The following is a 17,989-nucleotide window of genomic DNA, read 5'->3' as shown; positions in this document are numbered from 1 at the left end:
TTACGATAGACTTCCAAGGAACCGCGCCCGGTCTTCACCATGTTCAGCTAAAACATTGAAAGCGGATCGGATCGGAGCATATGATGCCGCCGATTTAAGCATTTATTCACCGATGACAGATTTTCGCGAACCATCGCATGGAGTCACCAGTGGGGAACGTCGCAACTGCGGCCAACGTGGCTGGACGCATTCCACGAGTCGACGTGTCTTCTTCGATCACCGGCGAAGAGGAGTCGATGACAGAGCGCGCTTCGTCCAGCCCGACAAGAAACATCAGAATAGCCCGACGGCAACTGCGCAGTTGGTGGATTCGGAGATCTCTCTTCGAACAATTCGCGATGTTGTCCACGCTGGTTCTGTCCCTTTCGGTTCTCGCGGTCGGCGGATGGGTCGGCACCCGCATCGCCGATGGCGTTTTGCGCGGAACTAGCGGAGCCGCCGCGCTATACGTGTCAAATTTCTTGGAGCCATACGTCCAGTCGATGGATGACGGAGGGGTCCCCAGCGCAGAAGACGCTCGCAGCCTCGACGCCGTTGGCGAATTGCTGAAATCGAGGCGCCATGTCGCTTCCATCAAGATATGGCGTCCGGACGGCACCATCGTTTATAGCACCCAAAAAGGACTGATCGGACGTCGTTTCCCGACAACTGACATCGCTCCTTCGCTGCGCGGGGAGATTCACGCAGGAATGGCCGATCTGACGGACGATGACAGTGAGTTCGAGCGCGCTCTATCGATGCCTCTCTACGAGATATTCATCCCGCTCTACAAGAACCAGACAGAAAAGATCATTGCGGTCGCCGAAATTTACGAAGACGCCCGCTCGCTTCTCCGCGACCAGGCAAGCGCCGAGCGCAGTGCGTGGTTAGTAGTGGGATTCGTCGGGCTCGGCACTCTGTTGACGCTATTCGTAGTCGTACACCAAGGAAGCGTGACCATCAAAATGCAGCGATCGGCCATCAAGCAACGCTTCCGGGACAAAATGCTGCTGCATCGCCATAACGACACTCTCAAATTGGAAACCGAAAATGCCCTTCGCACGGCCGCCCGTATCGACGATCTCGTGCATACACGGCTTGGAGCAGAGCTCCATGATGGGCCCGCACAACTGATGTCTTTCGTTCTACTGCGCCTTGAGGCTCTTGAACACGACTTGAACGACCGACCGGCAAGTACGGGGGCGCTACTGGCAGAACTCCGGAGCGCGCTGCAGGACGCGCTCAAAGAGCTTCGCGCTATAGCCGCGGACCTTCTTCTTCCAGAAATCGGGGAGGTCGGAGATCCATCCCAAGCGCTCCGTAAGATCATACGGGGGCATGAAAGCCGCACAGGATGCATCGTGGATTTCGAGGCGGTAAATGTACCTGAGAAGCTACCGCGCGATATAGTTCGCTGCGTCGTCAGGGTTGTTCAAGAGTCGCTAAACAATTCATACAAGCACTCGGGAAGCAATCGACAGGTCGTGAGGCTTGCGTATGCAAACGAGATGCTCAGTCTCTCGGTGCGAGATACTGGATGCGGCTTTTCCAATGCCGCTCCCGCGACCTCGCAATCAGGTTTAGGAATGCCGGGGATGGTCTCGCGAGTAAGAGCTCTCGGAGGTGAATTTTCAGTCATCACCAACCCTGAAAAGGGTACCGAGATTCTTTGTGTGCTCTCCTCTTACGGTTCCACGGTTGCAGTGCGGGACGCCCCGAGCATCGATCCATCTATTAAAAAGTATTGAAACGGTTTCTTTTTGATGTCTACTCTCCGATCATTCTGGAGTGCCGCGTTTTCCCATTCGTTTTATTAGTATGGTGTACGCTATGGAAATGTTGAGTGAGCAAGCCACGATTGCCATCGTCGACGACCATCCGATTTACCGTCAAGGACTGGTTGCCGTTTTTCGAGCGGAGGCCCGCTTCAAGATCGTGGCCGAAGGCGCATCGTCCGCAGACGTGCTCGACATCGTGAAGGCGCATCGGCCTCACGTGATGATCCTCGATCTCGGAATTCCCGGCGACAGCCTCGACACGCTTAGGCAGTTGTGCCTCGAATTCCCCAGCACGCATTGCGTGATACTAACGGCTTGCGACGACCCGCAGACAGGCATCGCCGCCTTGAATGCTGGTGCACACGGCTACATACTGAAGGGGGTAAGCGCAAGCGAGCTGAAAGCCGCAATCTGGGCCGTCTTCAAGAACGAGTCCTCGTTCGTCTCGCCGGAGTTTGCCGCGCGCCTGCTCTCCGCTGTCCAACGGAAGGATGGGGAACCGATTAAAGTGGGCCTCAGTCACCGCGAACTCCAGATCATCGCGGAGGTCGAAAGCGGTTCCACCAACCGAATGGTCGCTGAAAAACTTAGAATCAGCGAGAAGACGGTTAAGCACTACATGAGCAGTATCATGAATAAGTGCGGCGTTACCAACCGCGTTTCTGCGGTCATGGCATATCAAAAGATGCGCCAAACTGGCCAACACGCCTGAATACGGGCCGAACCGAGCGGTCCTCGGCCAAGGCACGAACGAGATAATGAATTACACACCATTCTGATGGATGGGAATGGCGTTGATATCAGCTCGACGCGGCCGCGCGCGATGTTTGTAGTAGTCGCATCGCGCCTCAATCGTCGTGTCCATAGCGCCATCCGCATCTATGCCAGCCGCAGATGCTCAGGCGGCAACCTTGGCCGATGTGACAATTCTCACTTTGCGCGATGCAACGATGCTGTGCCTCCGTGAGGCAAGCACCGAAGACCAACATTTTAGCTCGGCCAAAAGTTATTCAGATGCCGTCTCAAGATTCCCATTCTCGCTCACCGGCGGCAACCGGCGGGATCCTGGCGCGCAGCAATATCCCGTAAAGCTGGCGCCGTCCTGACGATGAATGGCATCGCATTGAAGAGCCTTGTCACGTCCGAGGATTTCCCCCTCAGAGCACGAGGCTTGTGCCGAGAAGGTCATCCGTACGATCTGGGTTGCGGGTTCTGCGTGGCCGGCGGCATTGACTCCGCTCGACAAAGTTCTGGATTGCGCAGCTCGAGACACAGCCCCGACGGACATTGTCATGGCGCATGACGCTATCATTCAAATGCATGAAGACCTCGCCCCCGCAAAGTGGTTAGCGTCCCGCCGTTCGGCTCACGGGACGCATCCTATGCTAAATGGAGACACGTACAGCGAGAGCTATCGCGCGAGCCACCAGCCGGCGGATATCGTTGCCGACTATGTCAGCACCTTCGAGGTGGGCTATTGCTCGGCGTTATGGCGGAACGTCGAGCGGCCCCTGCTCGAAAACATTCTGCGTCCGCTCGGAGGGCCGGAGCGAACAAGCCTCGATTTCGCCTGCGGAACCGGACGCATTGCCAAGGTCGCAGCACTATTCTTCGGCTCGGTTGTCGGAGTCGATGTGTCAGAAGCTATGCTCTTCGCAGCTTCAGTTCCCGACAATGTCATGTTGCGATGCATTGATATCACTAATGCCACTGGCCAACAGACATTTGACGTCGTCACCGCGTTCCGGTTTTTCCTGAATGCAGAGGACGCGCTTCGGCGCGATGCCTTGCGAGCGATCTATCGACACCTTCGCAAGAGTGGGATTTTGGTTTGCAACATCCAACTGAATGCAACCTCACCAATCGGGTTGGTGAGCCGTGTCCTGAACCGGGCATATCCAAGAAGGCCTCGAAATACCCTGACCTTGGATCAATTTTCGAGAATGCTGTCGGATGAGGGCTTCGAGGTAATTGAGAGCACATATTACGGCTATCTCCCGCGGCCAGGCCGTTTCCTTCCGCGCCTTTGCGAAGTGCTGGTCGGACCATTCGAGAAGATATGCCGCAGCCTTAAGGTCTCCGGATTTTTCGCCGAGCACTTTCTCGTTGTGTCGCGAAAGGCATAGGCCGAAAGCCCGGGCAAAACTCCACTTAAGTTCCGGCTTAAACGGACTCACGGACTAATAGCCAAGCCGCCCGCCTGAGCTCCGCGCGAGGCCCGAGTTGGGGGGACGCCACTACGAATCAAAGACGGGCCGCGGCTGAGGTTCCGGGCGATCGCTTAAAATATTTTGGAAACGACTTGCTGTTCAAGCTCGGAGGTCGAGGTCCGCGCCGGACTGCGCTCAAATGGAAATCCTGACGGCCGGCCTTCGTTCAGTTGCGGGGAAGGCGCCGTCGTCGCCCTGAACGATTACTGCCGGCTGGCGTGTCGCGATTGGCCGCGACGATCTACTTAACAGCTTTCGTATCTCAGCTGGAGTTCTTCCCTGCCCGTAAAGTACCCCAGACAGAGGTCGATATCCCCGATCAGAAAATAAACGAAGCAAGTCGTCAATGCTGTCCACATCGCAGGGCCTCTATGCGTTTATTCATTGCCACACGCGATCAACACCATGCTCATCTAAGTGACAGCCTCCAGCGCCCCCAAGAGGACAGGAAACTGACATCTGAACTTTGCTAAGTGCTGACATTCTAGCTTTGCTCCTACAGCCCGTGTTCGCCGTTCGAATGTTATGGAATGTTCCTCGCCGTCAGCCAAGCCACCGCATTGTTGGAATGTGGTCGAGCAAGATCGCCCAGTTCGCGGGTACGCAAAACAGGCCGAGCCGCAGATTGCGTCCAGGCGGCACCGGCAGACTCTCTTGCTTCATCGATACTACTCGATCGCCGGAGTACGTTTTTGATAGTTCTCATCGGGGCAGTCGTGCCGGCAGATCCGGTGCTCCGGCCGGAGGTGCGTTCCGGCCAAGATCCGCAATGAGTTGCTTCATTTCGGCGATCTCCTTGACCTGTGCCTCGATGATTCCGTCGGCCAGCTTGCGCACGCGCGGATCGCGGATATGGGCGCGCTCGCTCGTCATGATGGCGATCGAATGATGCGGAATCATTGCCTTCATGTAGGAGACGTCGTCGACGGTCTGCTGGCTGCGAACGAGCCACAACGCGACCACGAAGATGAGGACGCTCCCGACGAAGATCCCGGTATTTATTCGCTTGTCCGGATACATCTTCATCATGAAGGCGAGCATGATCGCGGCCATCACCGCGCCCATCACGAAGGCCATCCACATCCGCGTCTGGCTGAAGAACACGTGGTCGATCGCATACGTGTTGAGGTACATGAGGCCGAACATCACGACCGTAGAGGCGGCGATCATTGCGCCGAAGCGCGCATAGCTCATATTCATCGTCATTACTTCCTTGATTGCTGTTGATACCGAATGCAGCGGAACTACTCGTTTCGCTTCCTCTAAGCCGCCATTGCGAGGCAACTCTCGGCGCAGGCCCTGCAGGCCTCCACGCAGTCCTCCATGCCGCCGATGCGTTCGCAGTCCGCGGCGCATTCGGTGCAGATCTCGGCGCATTCGCGGCAGAGGTGCTTGTGATGGGGTGAATTCATCAGCATCAAATGCGCCGACGTCCTGCATATCTCGGAGCAAGCGGTCATGAGCCTGAAATGCGTCGGCTCGACGTGCTTTCCGCCACTTTCCAAGCAATGGTTCATCGCCATGCCGAAGCAGGTCTGATAGCAGCGCAGGCATCGGTCGATGCATTCCTGCATGTGTGTATCCTTCATGGCATTCCTCCTGTCTTGCCGGCCGCCGGAATGGCGGCCGCTCTCGCCGGTCATTGTCCGATCGCCGGCCGGATCGTCCCGAGTATGCTCACGCTCAAGAGGACGAGCAGGCCCAGACCCTGTTCGCACAGCACGTGAGCCCGCAATTTGCTTCTCCAGACGTCGGAGCAGCCGGCAGCATCGTGCCCGGACGCTTCCAGTGCCGGCACTAGCCAGAACCGGTTGGCCGCGGCGAGCGCCAGCATCCCTGCGAAGAAGGCAAGTTTCGCCATGAGTATCTGCCCATAGGCGCTGTGGAGCAGGCTGGAGACGGACCCAACAAGCAGCCAGCTATTGACCAGGCCCGTTCCGACGAGCGTCGCCACCGCGAGGTAGCCCATTCCGGAAAACCGCATCAGCACGCTGTCGACATTGACCGGCGACGCATCCGGCTGCGTCCCAGCATACCCGAGCCCTGCTTCTCCAGCGGCCAAGCGTCTCGGGCTCGGCGCCGTCATAAGCGTAAAGCGGGAAGCACGCCGCTCCGGCCAGCGTGGTGCTTGCCACGTAGTGCAAGAAGCGTACGACGACGAGCCCGAGTTCGATCATTATTTCGCCACGCCGAAAGAGTAGCTGCCCTTCACTTTGTGAGTGTCGTCTGACACCGCGTGCCATTCGACCTTGTAGTCGCCCGGTGCCAGCTGGTCCTTGAGGGGCACGATCATCAGCTTCTTGTTGGTAGGATCGGTGGTCGCCTTGCCGACCGCGATCGCCTTTCCGGACTGGTCCTTCAATTCGATGCCGGAGAACTGCGGAATTACGCTCTCATTGAACAGAATGCGGATCTGCTTCGGCGGTGCCGACGACTTCCCGGCGGCAGGCTCTGCCGATTGGAATTCGGGGTGAGCTTGAGCGATGCCGAGCGTGAGCACCATCACTGCAATAGAGGCGACGGCGATGCGGGCCTTCTTAGACATTGGTCGTCCTTCAAGGTGGTTCGTGTGCTTTGTTCAATTCAACGCCATCCCACCGTGGGCACGTCTCGTCCACGGTGAGATCAACGGATCGACAACTATTTGGTCTTCTGGATCTTCGTGATGGCGATACCGTCGCTGCCGCGCTCGGCCGTGAACTGAACCTTGTCGCCGGCCCTAACCTGCTTGAGCATCGCGGGATCCTGGACCTTGAACACCATGGTCATGCCGTCCTCGTCCATTCCAAGGTTCTTGATCGCGCCGTGCTTGAGCGTGATTTTCTTCGCGGTCTCGTCGACCTTCTTCACTTCGCCTTTGACCATCGCGTCCTGTGCGAAGACGGAGGTCGAAGCGAGAAGGGAAAAACCATGGTCGCTGCTGCGAGTCTTTTGCTATTCATTTTCTTTCCGATTTGATTAGTTGATCTTGTGTTTCGATTTAGTCGGCGTGGCTGAAGGCCTCACATCCCTTTCATCCCCTTCATGTTCATTCCCTTCATGGGCTTCGGTTCGGTCGCCTTAGTCTTCGTCTTGTCGTTGGCCTGGCGAGGCGCCTCCTTCTGCGGCGCCGCTACTTCGTAGGCGACCGTTCCGGGGGGATGCTTGTAGGGACCGGGATCCCTGTAGTCGTCGCGCGCGAGGCCTTCCCGGATCTTCATGACGGTGAACATGCCGCCCATCTCGATAGGGCCGAACTGCCCGGAGCCGGTCATCATCGGCAGCGTGTTGTCGGGCATCGGCATCTCCATCTCGCCCATGGCGCCGCCGGTCGTTCCCATCACCATCGCGTCGGGAGCGAGCTTACCCAGGACCTTCGCCAGATCCTTCTTATTGACCCCGATGAGATTGCGGACATCGTGCCCCATAGAGTTCATGGTGTGATGCGACTTGTGGCAGTGGAACGCCCAGTCGCCCGGATTGTCGGCAGTGAAATCGAATGCGCGGATCGATCCGACCGGGATGTCCGTCGTCACCTCGGGCCACTGCGCGCTCTCGGGCACCCAGCCGCCATCGGTGCAACTGACCGCGAAGCTGTGGCCGTGCAGATGGATCGGATGGTTCGTCATGGTGAGGTTGCCGACCCGGACGCGGACCCGGTCCCCGAGACGCACGGCCAACGGATCGATGCCCGGGAAGACCCTGCTATTCCACGCCCACATGTTGAAGTCGGTCATCTCGGTGACCTTCGGCAGGTAGGTGCCGGGATCGATGAGATAGCTGCTCATGATGAAGACGAAGTCGCGATCGACGGGGCGGAAGGTCTTGTCGCGCGGATGCACGACGATCATTCCCATCATGCCCATCGCCATCTGGACCATCTCGTCCGAATGCGGGTGGTACATGAACGATCCGCTGTGCCTCATCTCGAATTCGTAGACGAAGGTCTTGCCCGGCGGAATGTGCGGCTGACTTAGACCTCCGACGCCGTCCATGCCGGCGGGTAGGATGACGCCGTGCCAGTGCACGGTGGTGTGCTCGGGCAGCTTGTTGGTGACGTAGATGCGTACCTTGTCACCCTCGACGGTCTCGATCGTGGGGCCCGGTGACTGGCCGTTGTAGCCCCACAGATGTGCGGTCATGCCTTCGGCGAACTCACGTTCGACGGGCTCGGCGACGAGATGGAATTCCTTCCAGTCGCCGTTCATGCGCCACGGCAAAGTCCAGCCGTTCAGCGTGACCACGGGATTGTAGTCAGGACCGCTGGTCGGATGCAGCGGCGGCTGCATCGTGACCTTTTCCATGGTCGGCGCTTCGGGGATGGTCGCCGCCTGGGCACGGCCGGTCACGGCGGCGGCGCTTGCAAGCGCGGTGGCGGTGCCGAGGAAGTTTCGTCGAGACAACATCGGAGTCTCCATTTTAATGCCCTCCGCCGCCGGAAGCCTGGGCGGTCGTCGAAGATTTGGACTGGGATTGCGCTTCGCCGGCACCGCCGCCGTTGACCGCGGTCTGTAGTTCGGATTGCGCGAGCCAGAAGTCGCGCTTGGCCTCTATGGCGGCGCGCAGCGCGGCGATGCGCTGCCGCGCCTCCGTGAGGAGGGCGAACACGTCGACTTGCATGCTGCTGAAGCGCAACTGCATCTCCTCGGAGATGATCTTGCGCAGAGGCAACACTTCACGCTGGTAGTGCCCCGCGATGTCGTAGGTCGAGCGGTAGACCCGGAATGCATCACGCGCTTCGGAGCGGACGTTGACCGCCTTCTCCGTCAGCAGGTTGAAGGACTGGTTGTAAGTCTCGGCGGCCTGGCGGACGCGCACCTCGCCGCCGTCGTAGATCGGAATCTGGAACTGGATGTCGAAGCCCCGTTCGCGGAACGGCGCACCTTCCGGATCGCGGGTCTTGCGGTCGATCCCTGCCACGTCGAGCATCGTCACGAAACGACTGGCCTGGGTAAGGTTGAGCGACTTCGCGAGAGCCGCCAGCTCGATGCGCGCGATCTGCAGGTCGATGCGATGGGTCACTGCGTCGACCTCGATGCCGGGCAGCGAGAGCGGTCGGCGCGGCATCAGGGGCAGGCGCTGCGGCAGCTTGATGCCGATGTCGCCGTCCCAAAGACCGAGCAGCCGGATCAGCCGCTCGCGGGAGCTCGTCGCCTCTTGCCGCATGGTCGCGAGGTCGGCCGTCGTCTCCGCGTAGAAGACCTGCTCGCGAGCCTGGTCCAGCTTGTTAAGAGACCCCGTTTGGCCGAGCTTGCCCGCAAGCTGGGCCGTGGATTCGGCCGTCGACTTGGCATCGGTCAGAAGGCCAACGAGTTCGTTGGCGGCCACCGCCCTGTAGTAGGCGCGGCGGACGTCCGCGGCGAGCCGCAGCGTTTCTTCGCCGGCACGCAGTTGAGCCTTCCGGAAGCGCTGGCGGGCGATCTCGGAGCGGAAAGGGAGCGTCGCGAGCGCAAGGATGTCGCCGACGACCTGACGCTCGATCTCGAGCGCGCCGTTTCCGGAGATGCGCGAGATCGAGAACGTCGGGTTGGGTGGAAGGCTGTCCCCGACGAGATCCGTTTCGGCGAGAGCCAGTTCGTTGTAGGCGGCCTGCAGACCTCGGTTGCTCAGCAGCGCAACCTGCACCGCGCTGTCAACGGTGAGCGTCCGGCGAAGGAGTTCCTTCACGGCGCCGTTGGCGCGCACTGCGTCGTCCTGCGTCTTGATCGAGATGACGTCCTTCTTGATCGTCTCGCCCGCGACGCCAGCGACGGCACCCATGCCTGCATCAGGCGAAAAGGTGGCGCATCCGGAAAGGAAGAGCGAGGAAAGCAGGATCGCGGCTGCTGCCGGCCTTGAGCCACGACGGATGGAGGGGCGCTCGGAGATGTGATGCGTGCTGGACATGTCCGCTCTTACCGATCCGATTTAGGAGCGGGAGCGGCACGGTCGTTCTGCTCCCTCCATGAGGACGGAGAGACCGGGCGGAGACTTGTGTAGGGAGCCACGGTCGAGCGGTAGCCGACGCCCGCCACCCTCGCCGATGGATCGGCCGGATCGGCGCCAGCCAGAGGCGCCGTCGTCGGCAGGCAGCCCCCTAGAGTAAGGACGCCGGCGGATAAGGCGGCAAACACCACCGGTCGTCTGTCGAATAGTCCCACCGCCACCGAACGAACGACGGTGAGCTTCGCACCAAACTGCGCAAACATGTTTTTTCCTGAAATGACAACGGGCCACAGGTGCACGCTTCCCTTCGGGGCGCAGCACCGCGTCTAGCGAGTCAGATCAGGAGATGGGGGGCGGTAATGCAGGGCGGGCGCGTTGTCCGCCGTGGCACGATAGGTGGTCGTGATGTGGACCACCGTCGGCGCGGAAGGCGCCCAAACTTCGAATGCGGACGCCGGCATTGCGGAGACGCACATCAGGGCGCAGCACTGCCCGCTCGTGGTGTGCGCCCCCTTCTTGGTCGGCACGCCGTCCCCGTCCATGTCGTCGGACATCGACGTCATATCGTCAGCGTCGGAAACCGCCATGGACTTCGCGGCCGCACGATCGTCCGCGCCTCCGTCAAGATGGGCGTGCATCGGCTGCGCCGCTTCATCGTGCATGTGCACGGAGCCGGACATGCCTTCCGTGGTCATGCAGTGCGCGACGGAGTGTTCGCCCGGCAGGGCGTAGGACAGTGTCGGCGCTAGGACGCACAGCATATAGACAAGGGCGACGAGCCACCCTGCCTTCAAACGCCGTTTCCTGATGAGCCTGATCAGCATAAAGGTATCAGATGCCTTCGACGGTTCGAGTCGATCCGCGGAGCCTAACCGCGAAATTCCGGATGGCCAAGGCGGAATCCACGCCGGTCATCGTTCGGCCCTTCCGACGACGGCCATGAGTTCGGCGATCTTCTGGCGCTGATCGGCCTTGTCGCCACTCGCGATGGCGTGCTCCACGCAATGCGAGACATGGTCTTTAAGTACCTCTTCCTCCACGCGCCGAAGCGCGGCTCGGACCGCCGAGATCTGCGTCACGACGTCGATGCAATAGCGATCCTCTTCGACCATCTTCGACAGCCCACGGACCTGGCCCTCGATCCGGCCGAGGCGTTTTTTCACGGATACCTTGATGTCGTCCTGCATGAAGTCCATATACCCCTACAAGGTATGGGTTTCAAGTCGTGAGGGAGAGATAGATGACCGGGACGCAGATAGCAAATTCGAGCGGCGGCTGCGGGTGCTCTCCGAAGGCGCCAGTGGCGCCTGAAACGAGCATTGCGGCAACGAGTTGCTGCGGAGGCTCAACGGCTGGCAAAGCATCCGACAGCAAGCAAGAACGCGACGAGGCCCCTGCAAAGAGAGACACGGCGATTGACCCCGTTTGCGGCATGACTGTCGGTACGACGGCGAGCAAGCACCGGTTCGAATATATCGGTGAGACCTATCACTTCTGTTCCGCGGGCTGCCGCACGAAATTTGCCGCTTCTCCCGAGAGTTACTCATCGGACGCTCAGACAACCGGCGGCGGATGTTGCGGCGGTGCTTCCGCGCACGATGCTCACGGCCGCCAGGCACACGATCACAAAATGTCCGTCGGCACCGGCAAGATGGTCGATCCCGTTTGCGGCATGACCGTTGATCCAGAGACCAGCGAATACAAGCTTCAGCAGGATGGCGAGACCCATTACTTCTGCTCAGCGGGCTGCCAGACCAAATTCGCCGCCGATCCGCAGCGATACCTTAACAATTCACACACCGTTGCGAAGCAGGCCCCAATGGCGGACGGAACGATTTACACCTGCCCTATGCACCCTCAGATCCGTCAGGTCGGGCCTGGAAGTTGCCCAATCTGCGGAATGGCCCTTGAGCCCGAACTATTCAGCTTCGACGACAGGCCGAATCCCGAACTGGCGGACATGACGCGGCGCTTCTGGATCGGCCTCGCGCTCGCAACGCCCGCTATTGTCCTTGAGATGGGCGGCCACCTTGTCGGCCACGGTCTCGTCGATCCGACCCTTTCGAACTGGATTCAGTTCGTCTTCGCAACCCCCGTCGTCCTTTGGGCGGGCTGGCCCTTCTTCGTCCGAGGCTGGCAATCGCTGGTGACGCGGAACCTGAACATGTTCACCCTGGTAGCGATGGGAACGGGCGTTGCCTATGTCTACAGCTTGGTGGGCACCGTTGCTCCAGGCGCCTTCCCTCCGGCCTTCCGCGGCCACGGCGGCGCGGTCGCGGTATATTTCGAAGCGGCCGCCGTGATCACGGTCCTCGTCCTTCTTGGACAAGTTCTCGAACTGCGCGCCCGCGAGGCGACGTCCGGAGCCATCAAGGCCTTGCTCGATCTAGCGCCGAAAACCGCGAGGTTGATCGACGCTGGCGGTGAGGACCATGAGGTCGCGCTTGACAGCCTGAACGTCGGTGACAGGCTCCGGGTCCGTCCCGGCGAGAAGGTGCCGGTGGACGGGATCCTCGTCGAGGGTCGCTCCTCGATCGACGAGTCCCTGGTGACGGGCGAGTCCATGCCGGTCACGAAGGAAGCCGGAGCCAAGGTGATCGCCGGCACACTCAATCAATCGGGCGGTTTCGTGATGCGGGCCGAAAAGGTCGGTAGCGACACCCTGCTCTCCCAAATCGTGCAGATGGTCGCCCTGGCGCAACGATCCCGCGCCCCGATCCAGCGGCTCGCCGATCAGGTCGCCGGATGGTTCGTGCCGGCCGTCATCGCAGTGTCTATCGCCGCCTTCGCGGCCTGGGCGTGGTTCGGCCCCGAACCCCGTCTTGCATTCGGTCTCGTCGCGGCGGTGAGCGTACTGATAATAGCCTGCCCCTGCGCGCTGGGTCTTGCGACGCCGATGTCAATCATGGTCGGCGTCGGTCGCGGCGCCCAGGAGGGTGTGCTGATCAAGAACGCTGAGGCTCTGGAGCGCATGGAAAGGGTGGATACGCTGGTCGTCGACAAGACCGGAACGTTGACAGAGGGCAAGCCCAAAGTCGTTTCGATTGTTCCGGCGCCGGGTTTCGACGAAGCCGAGATTCTCCGGCTCGCCGCCAGCGTCGAGCGTTCGAGCGAGCATCCGCTCGCCGACGCGATCGTCCGCGCGGCGAAGGAACGAAATGTCGATCTCGCGGCCGTCACCGACTTCGACTCTCCCACCGGAAAGGGCGTCACGGGCAGGATCGACGGCAAGCTCGTTCTGCTCGGCAACGCGCGGTTCATGAGCGCGTCTGAGGTTGAGACCGGGGCGCTCGAAGCACAGGCGGAGATCCTGCGCGGAGACGGTGCGACGGTCGTAAACATCGCCGTCGATGGCGCACTCGCCGGCATCGTCGCCATTGCGGACCCGGTGAAAGCCACGACCCCCGACGCTTTGAAAGCGCTGGCGGCCGAAGGCATCAAGGTCATCATGCTGACCGGCGACAACCGAACCACGGCAAACGCGGTCGCGAAGCGTCTCGGCATCTCCGAGGTCGAGGCGGAAGTCCTGCCGGACCAGAAGAGCGCAGTGGTCACGAAGCTACAGAAGGCGGGACGGGTTGTCGCAATGGCTGGAGATGGTGTCAACGACGCGCCGGCCCTGGCCGCAGCCGACGTGGGAATCGCGATGGGGACCGGCACCGATGTGGCTATGGAAAGCGCCGGTGTGACTCTGCTCAAGGGAGATCTCGGCGGCATTGTTCGAGCCCGTCGTCTATCTCAAGCGACGATGAGTAATATCCGGCAGAACCTCTTCTTCGCATTCATCTACAATGCGGCCGGGATTCCGATCGCGGCGGGCGTCCTCTACCCTACGTTCGGAATATTGCTCTCTCCGATCATCGCGGCGGCGGCTATGGCGTTGTCGTCCGTGACGGTCGTGGGTAACGCGCTGCGGCTGCGCGCGGCGCGCCTATGAGGACGGTCGGTCGCGAGGTGCGTGATCGTGAAGTTCGCGATCCCGAGATCCCTCTCGCGCAGCCAGCCCCCGTGCCGGCTGTCTTTCCGAACCCACCGACCTGACGCGTGTCTCGATCGCGCTTCTCTGTGTATGATACCGACTGAGATTATCGGGGGGTTGGGCTTTCGGCGTCGCACTCCGGCGCTGAAGGCTGTCGTCCGCTTTCCAGAGTCCGATGCTAACGCACGATGCGCCCACGTCATTCGGCCGGAGGGATTGGCTAGATGCGTCACTCGTCGTCGGCCGCGTCGCCCTTGGGCAAGAAGTCGCCGGCGAACATCCTTTCCTTGCTGAGCAGTCCGGCATCCTCGAGCGCCTCGATGTCCGGCAGGTCGCGCAACGTGTCGAACCCGAACTGCGCCAGGAATGCCTTGGTGGTCACATAGGTGTAGGGCGCGCCGGGCTGCGGCGCCCTTGGGCCGGATCCGATCAGGTCCAGCCTGCGCAGATGCCCGATGACATCGCGGCTGATCTCCTTGCCGAAAAACTTCCCGAGCTCGCCGCGGGTGATCGGCTGGAAATATCCCACGCACAGCAGCACCTGCATCTCGCTCGCTGACAGCGTGCTGCCCGCCTCCCCCGCCCCGGTCGCGGTGCGGATCGCATCGGCGAACTGTCTGCGGGTGCGGTGCTGCCAGCCGCCGGCGACGGCGACCAGCTCATAGGGGCGGCCGCGCAGTTCGGCCTGGATGTCGTCGATGATCAGATCGAGATTGCAGTCGGGGCCGACGACCTTCGCCAGCATGGCGCGGGTGACCGGCTCGCTTGATGCAAAGATCACCGCCTCGACCCGGCCCATCCATTCGCGCCAGCGCAGCGCGCTCGGCAGATCCGTCAGCGTGGTGTCCAACGTGACGTTGGCTTTTGGTCGGCGTCCCATCCTACAACCCGTACAGTCTGAATGTTGGGCGGCCGGTCAGTTCGCGGACGACGCCGAGCGACACCAGACGTTCGAACAGCCGGCGGCTGGAGCGATCGCTGGCGGTCTGCCCTCCCCGCGCCGGTTGCGCATCCTCGCTGAGCAAGGTCGCCACCATGGTGTCGGCATCCCGGCCGCGCAGCTTTGGCGCCGCGGCAAGCAAACGATCGGCGCGGTGTCCGAGCTCGGCATAGCGATCCCAGGCGGCCGCGGCGGCGCGCGCATAAGCCAGGCTGCAGGTCTGGATCCAGCCTTGCTCATCGCAGTTCGTTGCAGCCCGGCGCAGACCATTGCCGGTGAGATGGGCCGCCAGCAACGGCACCGGCGCCGGCCAGCTGAGGTGATGGGCGAGCACGGCATCGGCCAGCCACAGCGCCAGCGGCCAGCAGTCCGGTCGCAGCCGCAGGCTCATCGCCGCCGTTGCCGCGGCGGCCTGCACCGGATTGCCGCCGCCGATGCACTGCGCCAGGGCGCATGCGATCGCCTCCTGCAGCGCTTCGTCGTCGCGGCAAGCCAGCAGCGCCGGCAGCAGTGTCGGCCAAGTGTCCTTCAGCGTGAGCGCCTTGCTTGTCCCGAGCCGGCGCCAGGCGCCGAGCAGGCGGCCGGCGGGGCCCGGATCGTCGCTGCTCTGGCGCAGATACCAGTGATCCCGCAGCATCGCTTCGTCTTCGCTGCGACCGCCCTGCCCGGCCAGCCTGGCTGCGCATGTGAGCGCGAGGCGCTGGCGCCATAACGCGCCGAGCAGATGCTCGTCGCGCGCGATCGGATGCAGCGCCGCCAGCGCTGCGCCGGCCACAAATGGCGCATCGTCAGCACCGCCTCCAACATCGCGCAGCCGCGCCCAGCCCGGCATCGGCGGGAAGCGGCGGGGTGGTGCGGGAATCGTTCGCGTGCGGGATGGCATGCTTCAGCGTAGGCGCGCGCGGCGCTTTGCGCCAATAAATCCGCTGAAACCGCCCCAGGTTATGGTTAATAAAAACGAGTGATAATGTTGCCTTATCGTTCGTTTTTCGAATACTCGCCACGATGAGTCTTGCCGCCCCCTTCAGCGCTGAATCCGAGGCTCCAGACGGTGCCGCTCTGCCGGACGGCGCGGCTGCCGCCGGCGATCGTGCGGTCGCAGACCCGGCGGGCGACGGCCTTATCGCCCTGCCCGCCCCGGCCAGAGATCCCCGGATGCTGCCGCAGCTCGCCAGGCTGGCCGACCGCGCCCGCGACTATGTCGATGCCGCGAGCTCCGCCAATACCCGCCGCGCCTATGCCGCCGACTGGAAGCACTTTGCCGCCTGGTGCCGGCGCCATCATCTCGAGGTGCAGCCGCCCTCCCCGCAAACCGTCGGGCTTTACGTCACCGCCTGCGCCTCCGGCGCGGCGGCCGCCGATGGCCTGCCGAATTCCGTCTCCACCATCGAGCGCCGACTGTCGGCGCTGAGCTGGCACTTCGCGCAGCGTGGCACGGCGCTGGACCGGGCCGACCGTCACATCGCTACCGTGATGGCCGGGATCCGCAACACCCATGGCGCCCCGCCCCGGCAGAAAGACGCCGTGCTGCCCGAGGACGTCATCGCCATGCTGGAGACGCTGGATCGCGGCAGCCTGCGGGGGCTGCGCGACCGTGCCATGCTGCTGCTCGGTTTTGCCGGCGGGCTGCGGCGCTCGGAGATCGTCGGCCTCGACCTGCACCGGGACGACACCGAGGATGGCCGCGGCTGGATCGAGATTCTCGACAAGGGCATGCTCGTCACTCTGCGCGGCAAGACCGGCTGGCGCGAGATCGAGATCGGCCGCGGCTCGTCGGATGTCACCTGCCCGGTCACGGCGCTGCAGACCTGGCTGAATCTCGCCCGCATCGGCCACGGGCCGCTGTTCCGCCGGGTCACCGGGCAGGGAAGGGAGGTCGGGCCGGATCGGCTGCACGACCAGGAGGTCGCCCGGCTGGTCAAACGAGCCGCGCTCGCCGCCGGCGTTCGCGCCGATCTCAGCGAAGGCGACCGGCATGGCAAGTTCGCGGGTCATTCGCTGCGGGCCGGCCTCGCCACCTCCGCCGAGGTCGATGAGCGCTATGTCCAGAAGCAGCTCGGCCACGCCAGCGCCGAACAGACCCGGAAGTACCAGCGGCGCCGAGATCGCTTCCGGGTCAATCTGACCAAAGCGGCAGGGCTGTAGCGTTGTTTGGCGTGGGCTTGCGAGGATCACTTGCAGCGTTGCCGGACGAACCAGACGATCGGAAACTAAGCTGCCTCAATATCGGTCTGCGGAAAATCGCCACCCTTAAACATCAGAGGCTCGCCAAGATGACGAGCACACGCGTAAGCGAAGCAGTCCCCGAAATTCAGCCGAGCTGGGTGTCGACCTTTGCCGAAACGGTCGAAAGCGTTGAGTGCAATCTGGGCCGCCTCAGGCGGTACAGGCACCGCCGTGATCTCCATAAGCGACAAGTAACTTTCAACAGCCTCAGCAGCATCGGCGATCGGAAGATTAAGAATGCGCGCGACGGCGATCGCTGTTTCCCATACTGCGAGAGGCGAAGTCAGTCGGGTTTTCGCGCGCTGGACCCGGGCGAGCAACTCCCGCGCCTCATTTTCGTCGGTCAGCATCGCCGTGAGCGCCGACGCGTCGATAAACATCAGGCGTCTTCATATAGGCTGTCGCGGAACGCCTTATCCGCAGGCTTACCGTTCTGCGGATCAGCCTTGGCTCTCAGATCACGACAGAATTGTACCCCAAGATCGACTAAGCTCGGCGCGCCCTGTTCGCGCTCAAGTTCGTGAGCCAAGGCAGCATGCACGGCCTCGGTCAAACCGATATTCTTAAGCGCCGCAACGCGCCGGGCTAACGCGTCCGTCTCGGGATTTTTAATATGGAAAGCCATGGGACGGCCTCTACCTTGCGTCGTGTAGCCTAATATAACGAGAAGGATAGACGATTAGAAGTGGCCGGTGAACGGGAAAAGTATCGACGCTCTGCCCGCGCCCCGATCCGACGTTCGGACTTTCCAGCACCTGATCACCACGTCCCAGACAGTGATCGTGCGGCCGCAAACCTAGTCGCTGATCATTCCGGCGCCCTTCCACCCGGCAGCGGACGGGATCATCCGCTCCCCCATTTGGCCGGGAGACCGCAGCCGTGCTGCCTGGCGCGGTGGCCCGCGGGGGCCATGCGACCGTTTTTGCGGGGACGGGGTCCGTGGCGCGCCGCCTAAATTGACAGCCGTGCAGAA

General features: G+C 61.9%; 17 protein-coding genes and 2 pseudogenes. 5 read left to right on the top strand and 14 right to left on the bottom strand.

Features of this window, described 5'->3' with window-relative positions; all coding sequences use genetic code 11:
* Positions 1-203 precede the first annotated feature (203 nt).
* The 3 genes from RSO67_RS30035 (at position 204) to RSO67_RS30025 (ending at position 3,883) form a co-directional block, all read left to right on the top strand.
* A complete protein-coding gene (locus RSO67_RS30035) occupies positions 204-1,727 on the top strand; it encodes an ATP-binding protein (RefSeq protein ID WP_315844461.1) in 1,524 nt (507 codons plus the stop codon).
* A 40-nt stretch (positions 1,728-1,767) separates the two neighbouring features.
* A complete protein-coding gene (locus RSO67_RS30030; RefSeq protein WP_315844460.1) occupies positions 1,768-2,469 on the top strand; it encodes a response regulator transcription factor in 702 nt (233 codons plus the stop codon).
* A gap of 580 nt (positions 2,470-3,049) precedes the next feature.
* A complete protein-coding gene (locus tag RSO67_RS30025; RefSeq protein ID WP_315844459.1) occupies positions 3,050-3,883 on the top strand; it encodes a class I SAM-dependent methyltransferase in 834 nt (277 codons plus the stop codon).
* A gap of 616 nt (positions 3,884-4,499) precedes the next feature.
* Here RSO67_RS30025 and opgC read toward each other — a convergent pair.
* The 10 genes and pseudogenes from opgC to RSO67_RS29980 all read right to left on the bottom strand — a co-directional run.
* Positions 4,500-4,630, bottom strand: a pseudogene (opgC, locus tag RSO67_RS30570) (OpgC domain-containing protein); the annotation flags it as partial.
* A 39-nt stretch (positions 4,631-4,669) separates the two neighbouring features.
* The gene (locus tag RSO67_RS30020) at positions 4,670-5,161 is read right to left on the bottom strand and encodes a DUF305 domain-containing protein (protein ID WP_315844480.1); all 492 of its coding nucleotides are present in this window, start codon (positions 5,159-5,161) and stop codon (positions 4,670-4,672) included.
* A gap of 68 nt (positions 5,162-5,229) precedes the next feature.
* On the bottom strand, positions 5,230-5,556 hold the full coding sequence (locus tag RSO67_RS30015) for a four-helix bundle copper-binding protein (protein ID WP_410001925.1): 327 nt from the start codon (positions 5,554-5,556) through the stop codon (positions 5,230-5,232).
* Between the two features lie 50 nt (positions 5,557-5,606).
* Complete coding sequence (locus RSO67_RS30010; protein WP_315844458.1) at positions 5,607-6,029, bottom strand: CopD family protein; 423 nt, start codon at positions 6,027-6,029, stop codon at positions 5,607-5,609.
* A 114-nt stretch (positions 6,030-6,143) separates the two neighbouring features.
* Positions 6,144-6,512, bottom strand: coding sequence for a copper homeostasis periplasmic binding protein CopC (gene copC / locus RSO67_RS30005; protein ID WP_315844457.1), 369 nt, complete (start codon positions 6,510-6,512; stop codon positions 6,144-6,146).
* 95 nt (positions 6,513-6,607) lie between these two features.
* A pseudogene (locus tag RSO67_RS30000) lies at positions 6,608-6,865 on the bottom strand (copper-binding protein); the annotation flags it as partial.
* A 104-nt stretch (positions 6,866-6,969) separates the two neighbouring features.
* The gene (locus tag RSO67_RS29995) at positions 6,970-8,352 is read right to left on the bottom strand and encodes a copper oxidase (protein ID WP_315844456.1); all 1,383 of its coding nucleotides are present in this window, start codon (positions 8,350-8,352) and stop codon (positions 6,970-6,972) included.
* A 13-nt stretch (positions 8,353-8,365) separates the two neighbouring features.
* On the bottom strand, positions 8,366-9,832 hold the full coding sequence (locus tag RSO67_RS29990; protein ID WP_315844455.1) for a TolC family protein: 1,467 nt from the start codon (positions 9,830-9,832) through the stop codon (positions 8,366-8,368).
* A 365-nt stretch (positions 9,833-10,197) separates the two neighbouring features.
* Positions 10,198-10,695 (bottom strand): hypothetical protein, encoded by a 498-nt coding sequence (locus RSO67_RS29985; RefSeq protein ID WP_315844454.1) that lies wholly within the window; start codon positions 10,693-10,695, stop codon positions 10,198-10,200.
* 87 nt (positions 10,696-10,782) lie between these two features.
* Positions 10,783-11,058, bottom strand: coding sequence for a metal-sensitive transcriptional regulator (locus RSO67_RS29980; RefSeq protein WP_143571943.1), 276 nt, complete (start codon positions 11,056-11,058; stop codon positions 10,783-10,785).
* Positions 11,059-11,111: 53 nt separating this feature from the next.
* On the opposite strand from RSO67_RS29980, the gene RSO67_RS29975 reads away from it, so the two are divergent.
* Positions 11,112-13,808 (top strand): heavy metal translocating P-type ATPase, encoded by a 2,697-nt coding sequence (locus RSO67_RS29975; RefSeq protein WP_315844453.1) that lies wholly within the window; start codon positions 11,112-11,114, stop codon positions 13,806-13,808.
* Between the two features lie 271 nt (positions 13,809-14,079).
* Here the strand turns inward: RSO67_RS29975 and RSO67_RS29970 are convergent, their stop codons facing one another.
* Both RSO67_RS29970 and RSO67_RS29965 read right to left on the bottom strand, forming a co-directional pair.
* The gene (locus RSO67_RS29970; RefSeq protein ID WP_315844452.1) at positions 14,080-14,730 is read right to left on the bottom strand and encodes an SMC-Scp complex subunit ScpB; all 651 of its coding nucleotides are present in this window, start codon (positions 14,728-14,730) and stop codon (positions 14,080-14,082) included.
* 1 nt (position 14,731) lies between these two features.
* Positions 14,732-15,673, bottom strand: coding sequence for a DUF1403 family protein (locus RSO67_RS29965; RefSeq protein WP_315844451.1), 942 nt, complete (start codon positions 15,671-15,673; stop codon positions 14,732-14,734).
* A gap of 122 nt (positions 15,674-15,795) precedes the next feature.
* On the opposite strand from RSO67_RS29965, the gene RSO67_RS29960 reads away from it, so the two are divergent.
* Positions 15,796-16,935 (top strand): site-specific integrase, encoded by a 1,140-nt coding sequence (locus RSO67_RS29960; RefSeq protein WP_315844450.1) that lies wholly within the window; start codon positions 15,796-15,798, stop codon positions 16,933-16,935.
* Positions 16,936-17,000: 65 nt separating this feature from the next.
* Here the strand turns inward: RSO67_RS29960 and RSO67_RS29955 are convergent, their stop codons facing one another.
* Complete coding sequence (locus RSO67_RS29955) at positions 17,001-17,396, bottom strand: type II toxin-antitoxin system VapC family toxin (protein WP_120286849.1); 396 nt, start codon at positions 17,394-17,396, stop codon at positions 17,001-17,003.
* Positions 17,396-17,641, bottom strand: coding sequence for a type II toxin-antitoxin system VapB family antitoxin (locus RSO67_RS29950; RefSeq protein ID WP_120286850.1), 246 nt, complete (start codon positions 17,639-17,641; stop codon positions 17,396-17,398). Before RSO67_RS29950 ends, RSO67_RS29955 begins: the two co-directional genes overlap by 1 nt.
* Positions 17,642-17,989: the final 348 nt, after the last annotated feature.

Origin of the sequence: Tardiphaga sp. 709 (assembly GCF_032401055.1) — a bacterium.
Lineage (GTDB): Bacteria > Pseudomonadota > Alphaproteobacteria > Rhizobiales > Xanthobacteraceae > Tardiphaga.
The sequence above is the reverse complement of the archived record's forward strand: the minus strand, read 5'-3'. Positions and strand labels throughout refer to the sequence as shown.

Bases quoted from the DNA above. Each gene is read 5' to 3' on its own strand.
- RSO67_RS29950 (WP_120286850.1), bottom strand. From the start codon at position 17,641: ATGGCTTTCCATATTAAAAATCCCGAGACGGACGCGTTAGCCCGGCGC.
- RSO67_RS29960 (WP_315844450.1), top strand. From the start codon at position 15,796: ATGAGTCTTGCCGCCCCCTTCAGCGCTGAATCCGAGGCTCCAGACGGT.
- RSO67_RS30020 (WP_315844480.1), bottom strand. From the start codon at position 5,161: ATGAGCTATGCGCGCTTCGGCGCAATGATCGCCGCCTCTACGGTCGTG.
- RSO67_RS29970 (WP_315844452.1), bottom strand. From the start codon at position 14,730: ATGGGACGCCGACCAAAAGCCAACGTCACGTTGGACACCACGCTGACG.
- RSO67_RS29955 (WP_120286849.1), bottom strand. From the start codon at position 17,396: ATGTTTATCGACGCGTCGGCGCTCACGGCGATGCTGACCGACGAAAAT.
- RSO67_RS30015 (WP_410001925.1), bottom strand. From the start codon at position 5,556: ATGAAGGATACACACATGCAGGAATGCATCGACCGATGCCTGCGCTGC.
- RSO67_RS29975 (WP_315844453.1), top strand. From the start codon at position 11,112: ATGACCGGGACGCAGATAGCAAATTCGAGCGGCGGCTGCGGGTGCTCT.
- RSO67_RS29980 (WP_143571943.1), bottom strand. From the start codon at position 11,058: ATGCAGGACGACATCAAGGTATCCGTGAAAAAACGCCTCGGCCGGATC.
- RSO67_RS30025 (WP_315844459.1), top strand. From the start codon at position 3,050: ATGGCGCATGACGCTATCATTCAAATGCATGAAGACCTCGCCCCCGCA.
- RSO67_RS29965 (WP_315844451.1), bottom strand. From the start codon at position 15,673: ATGCCATCCCGCACGCGAACGATTCCCGCACCACCCCGCCGCTTCCCG.
- copC (WP_315844457.1), bottom strand. From the start codon at position 6,512: ATGTCTAAGAAGGCCCGCATCGCCGTCGCCTCTATTGCAGTGATGGTG.
- RSO67_RS29995 (WP_315844456.1), bottom strand. From the start codon at position 8,352: ATGTTGTCTCGACGAAACTTCCTCGGCACCGCCACCGCGCTTGCAAGC.
- RSO67_RS29985 (WP_315844454.1), bottom strand. From the start codon at position 10,695: ATGCTGATCAGGCTCATCAGGAAACGGCGTTTGAAGGCAGGGTGGCTC.
- RSO67_RS29990 (WP_315844455.1), bottom strand. From the start codon at position 9,832: ATGTCCAGCACGCATCACATCTCCGAGCGCCCCTCCATCCGTCGTGGC.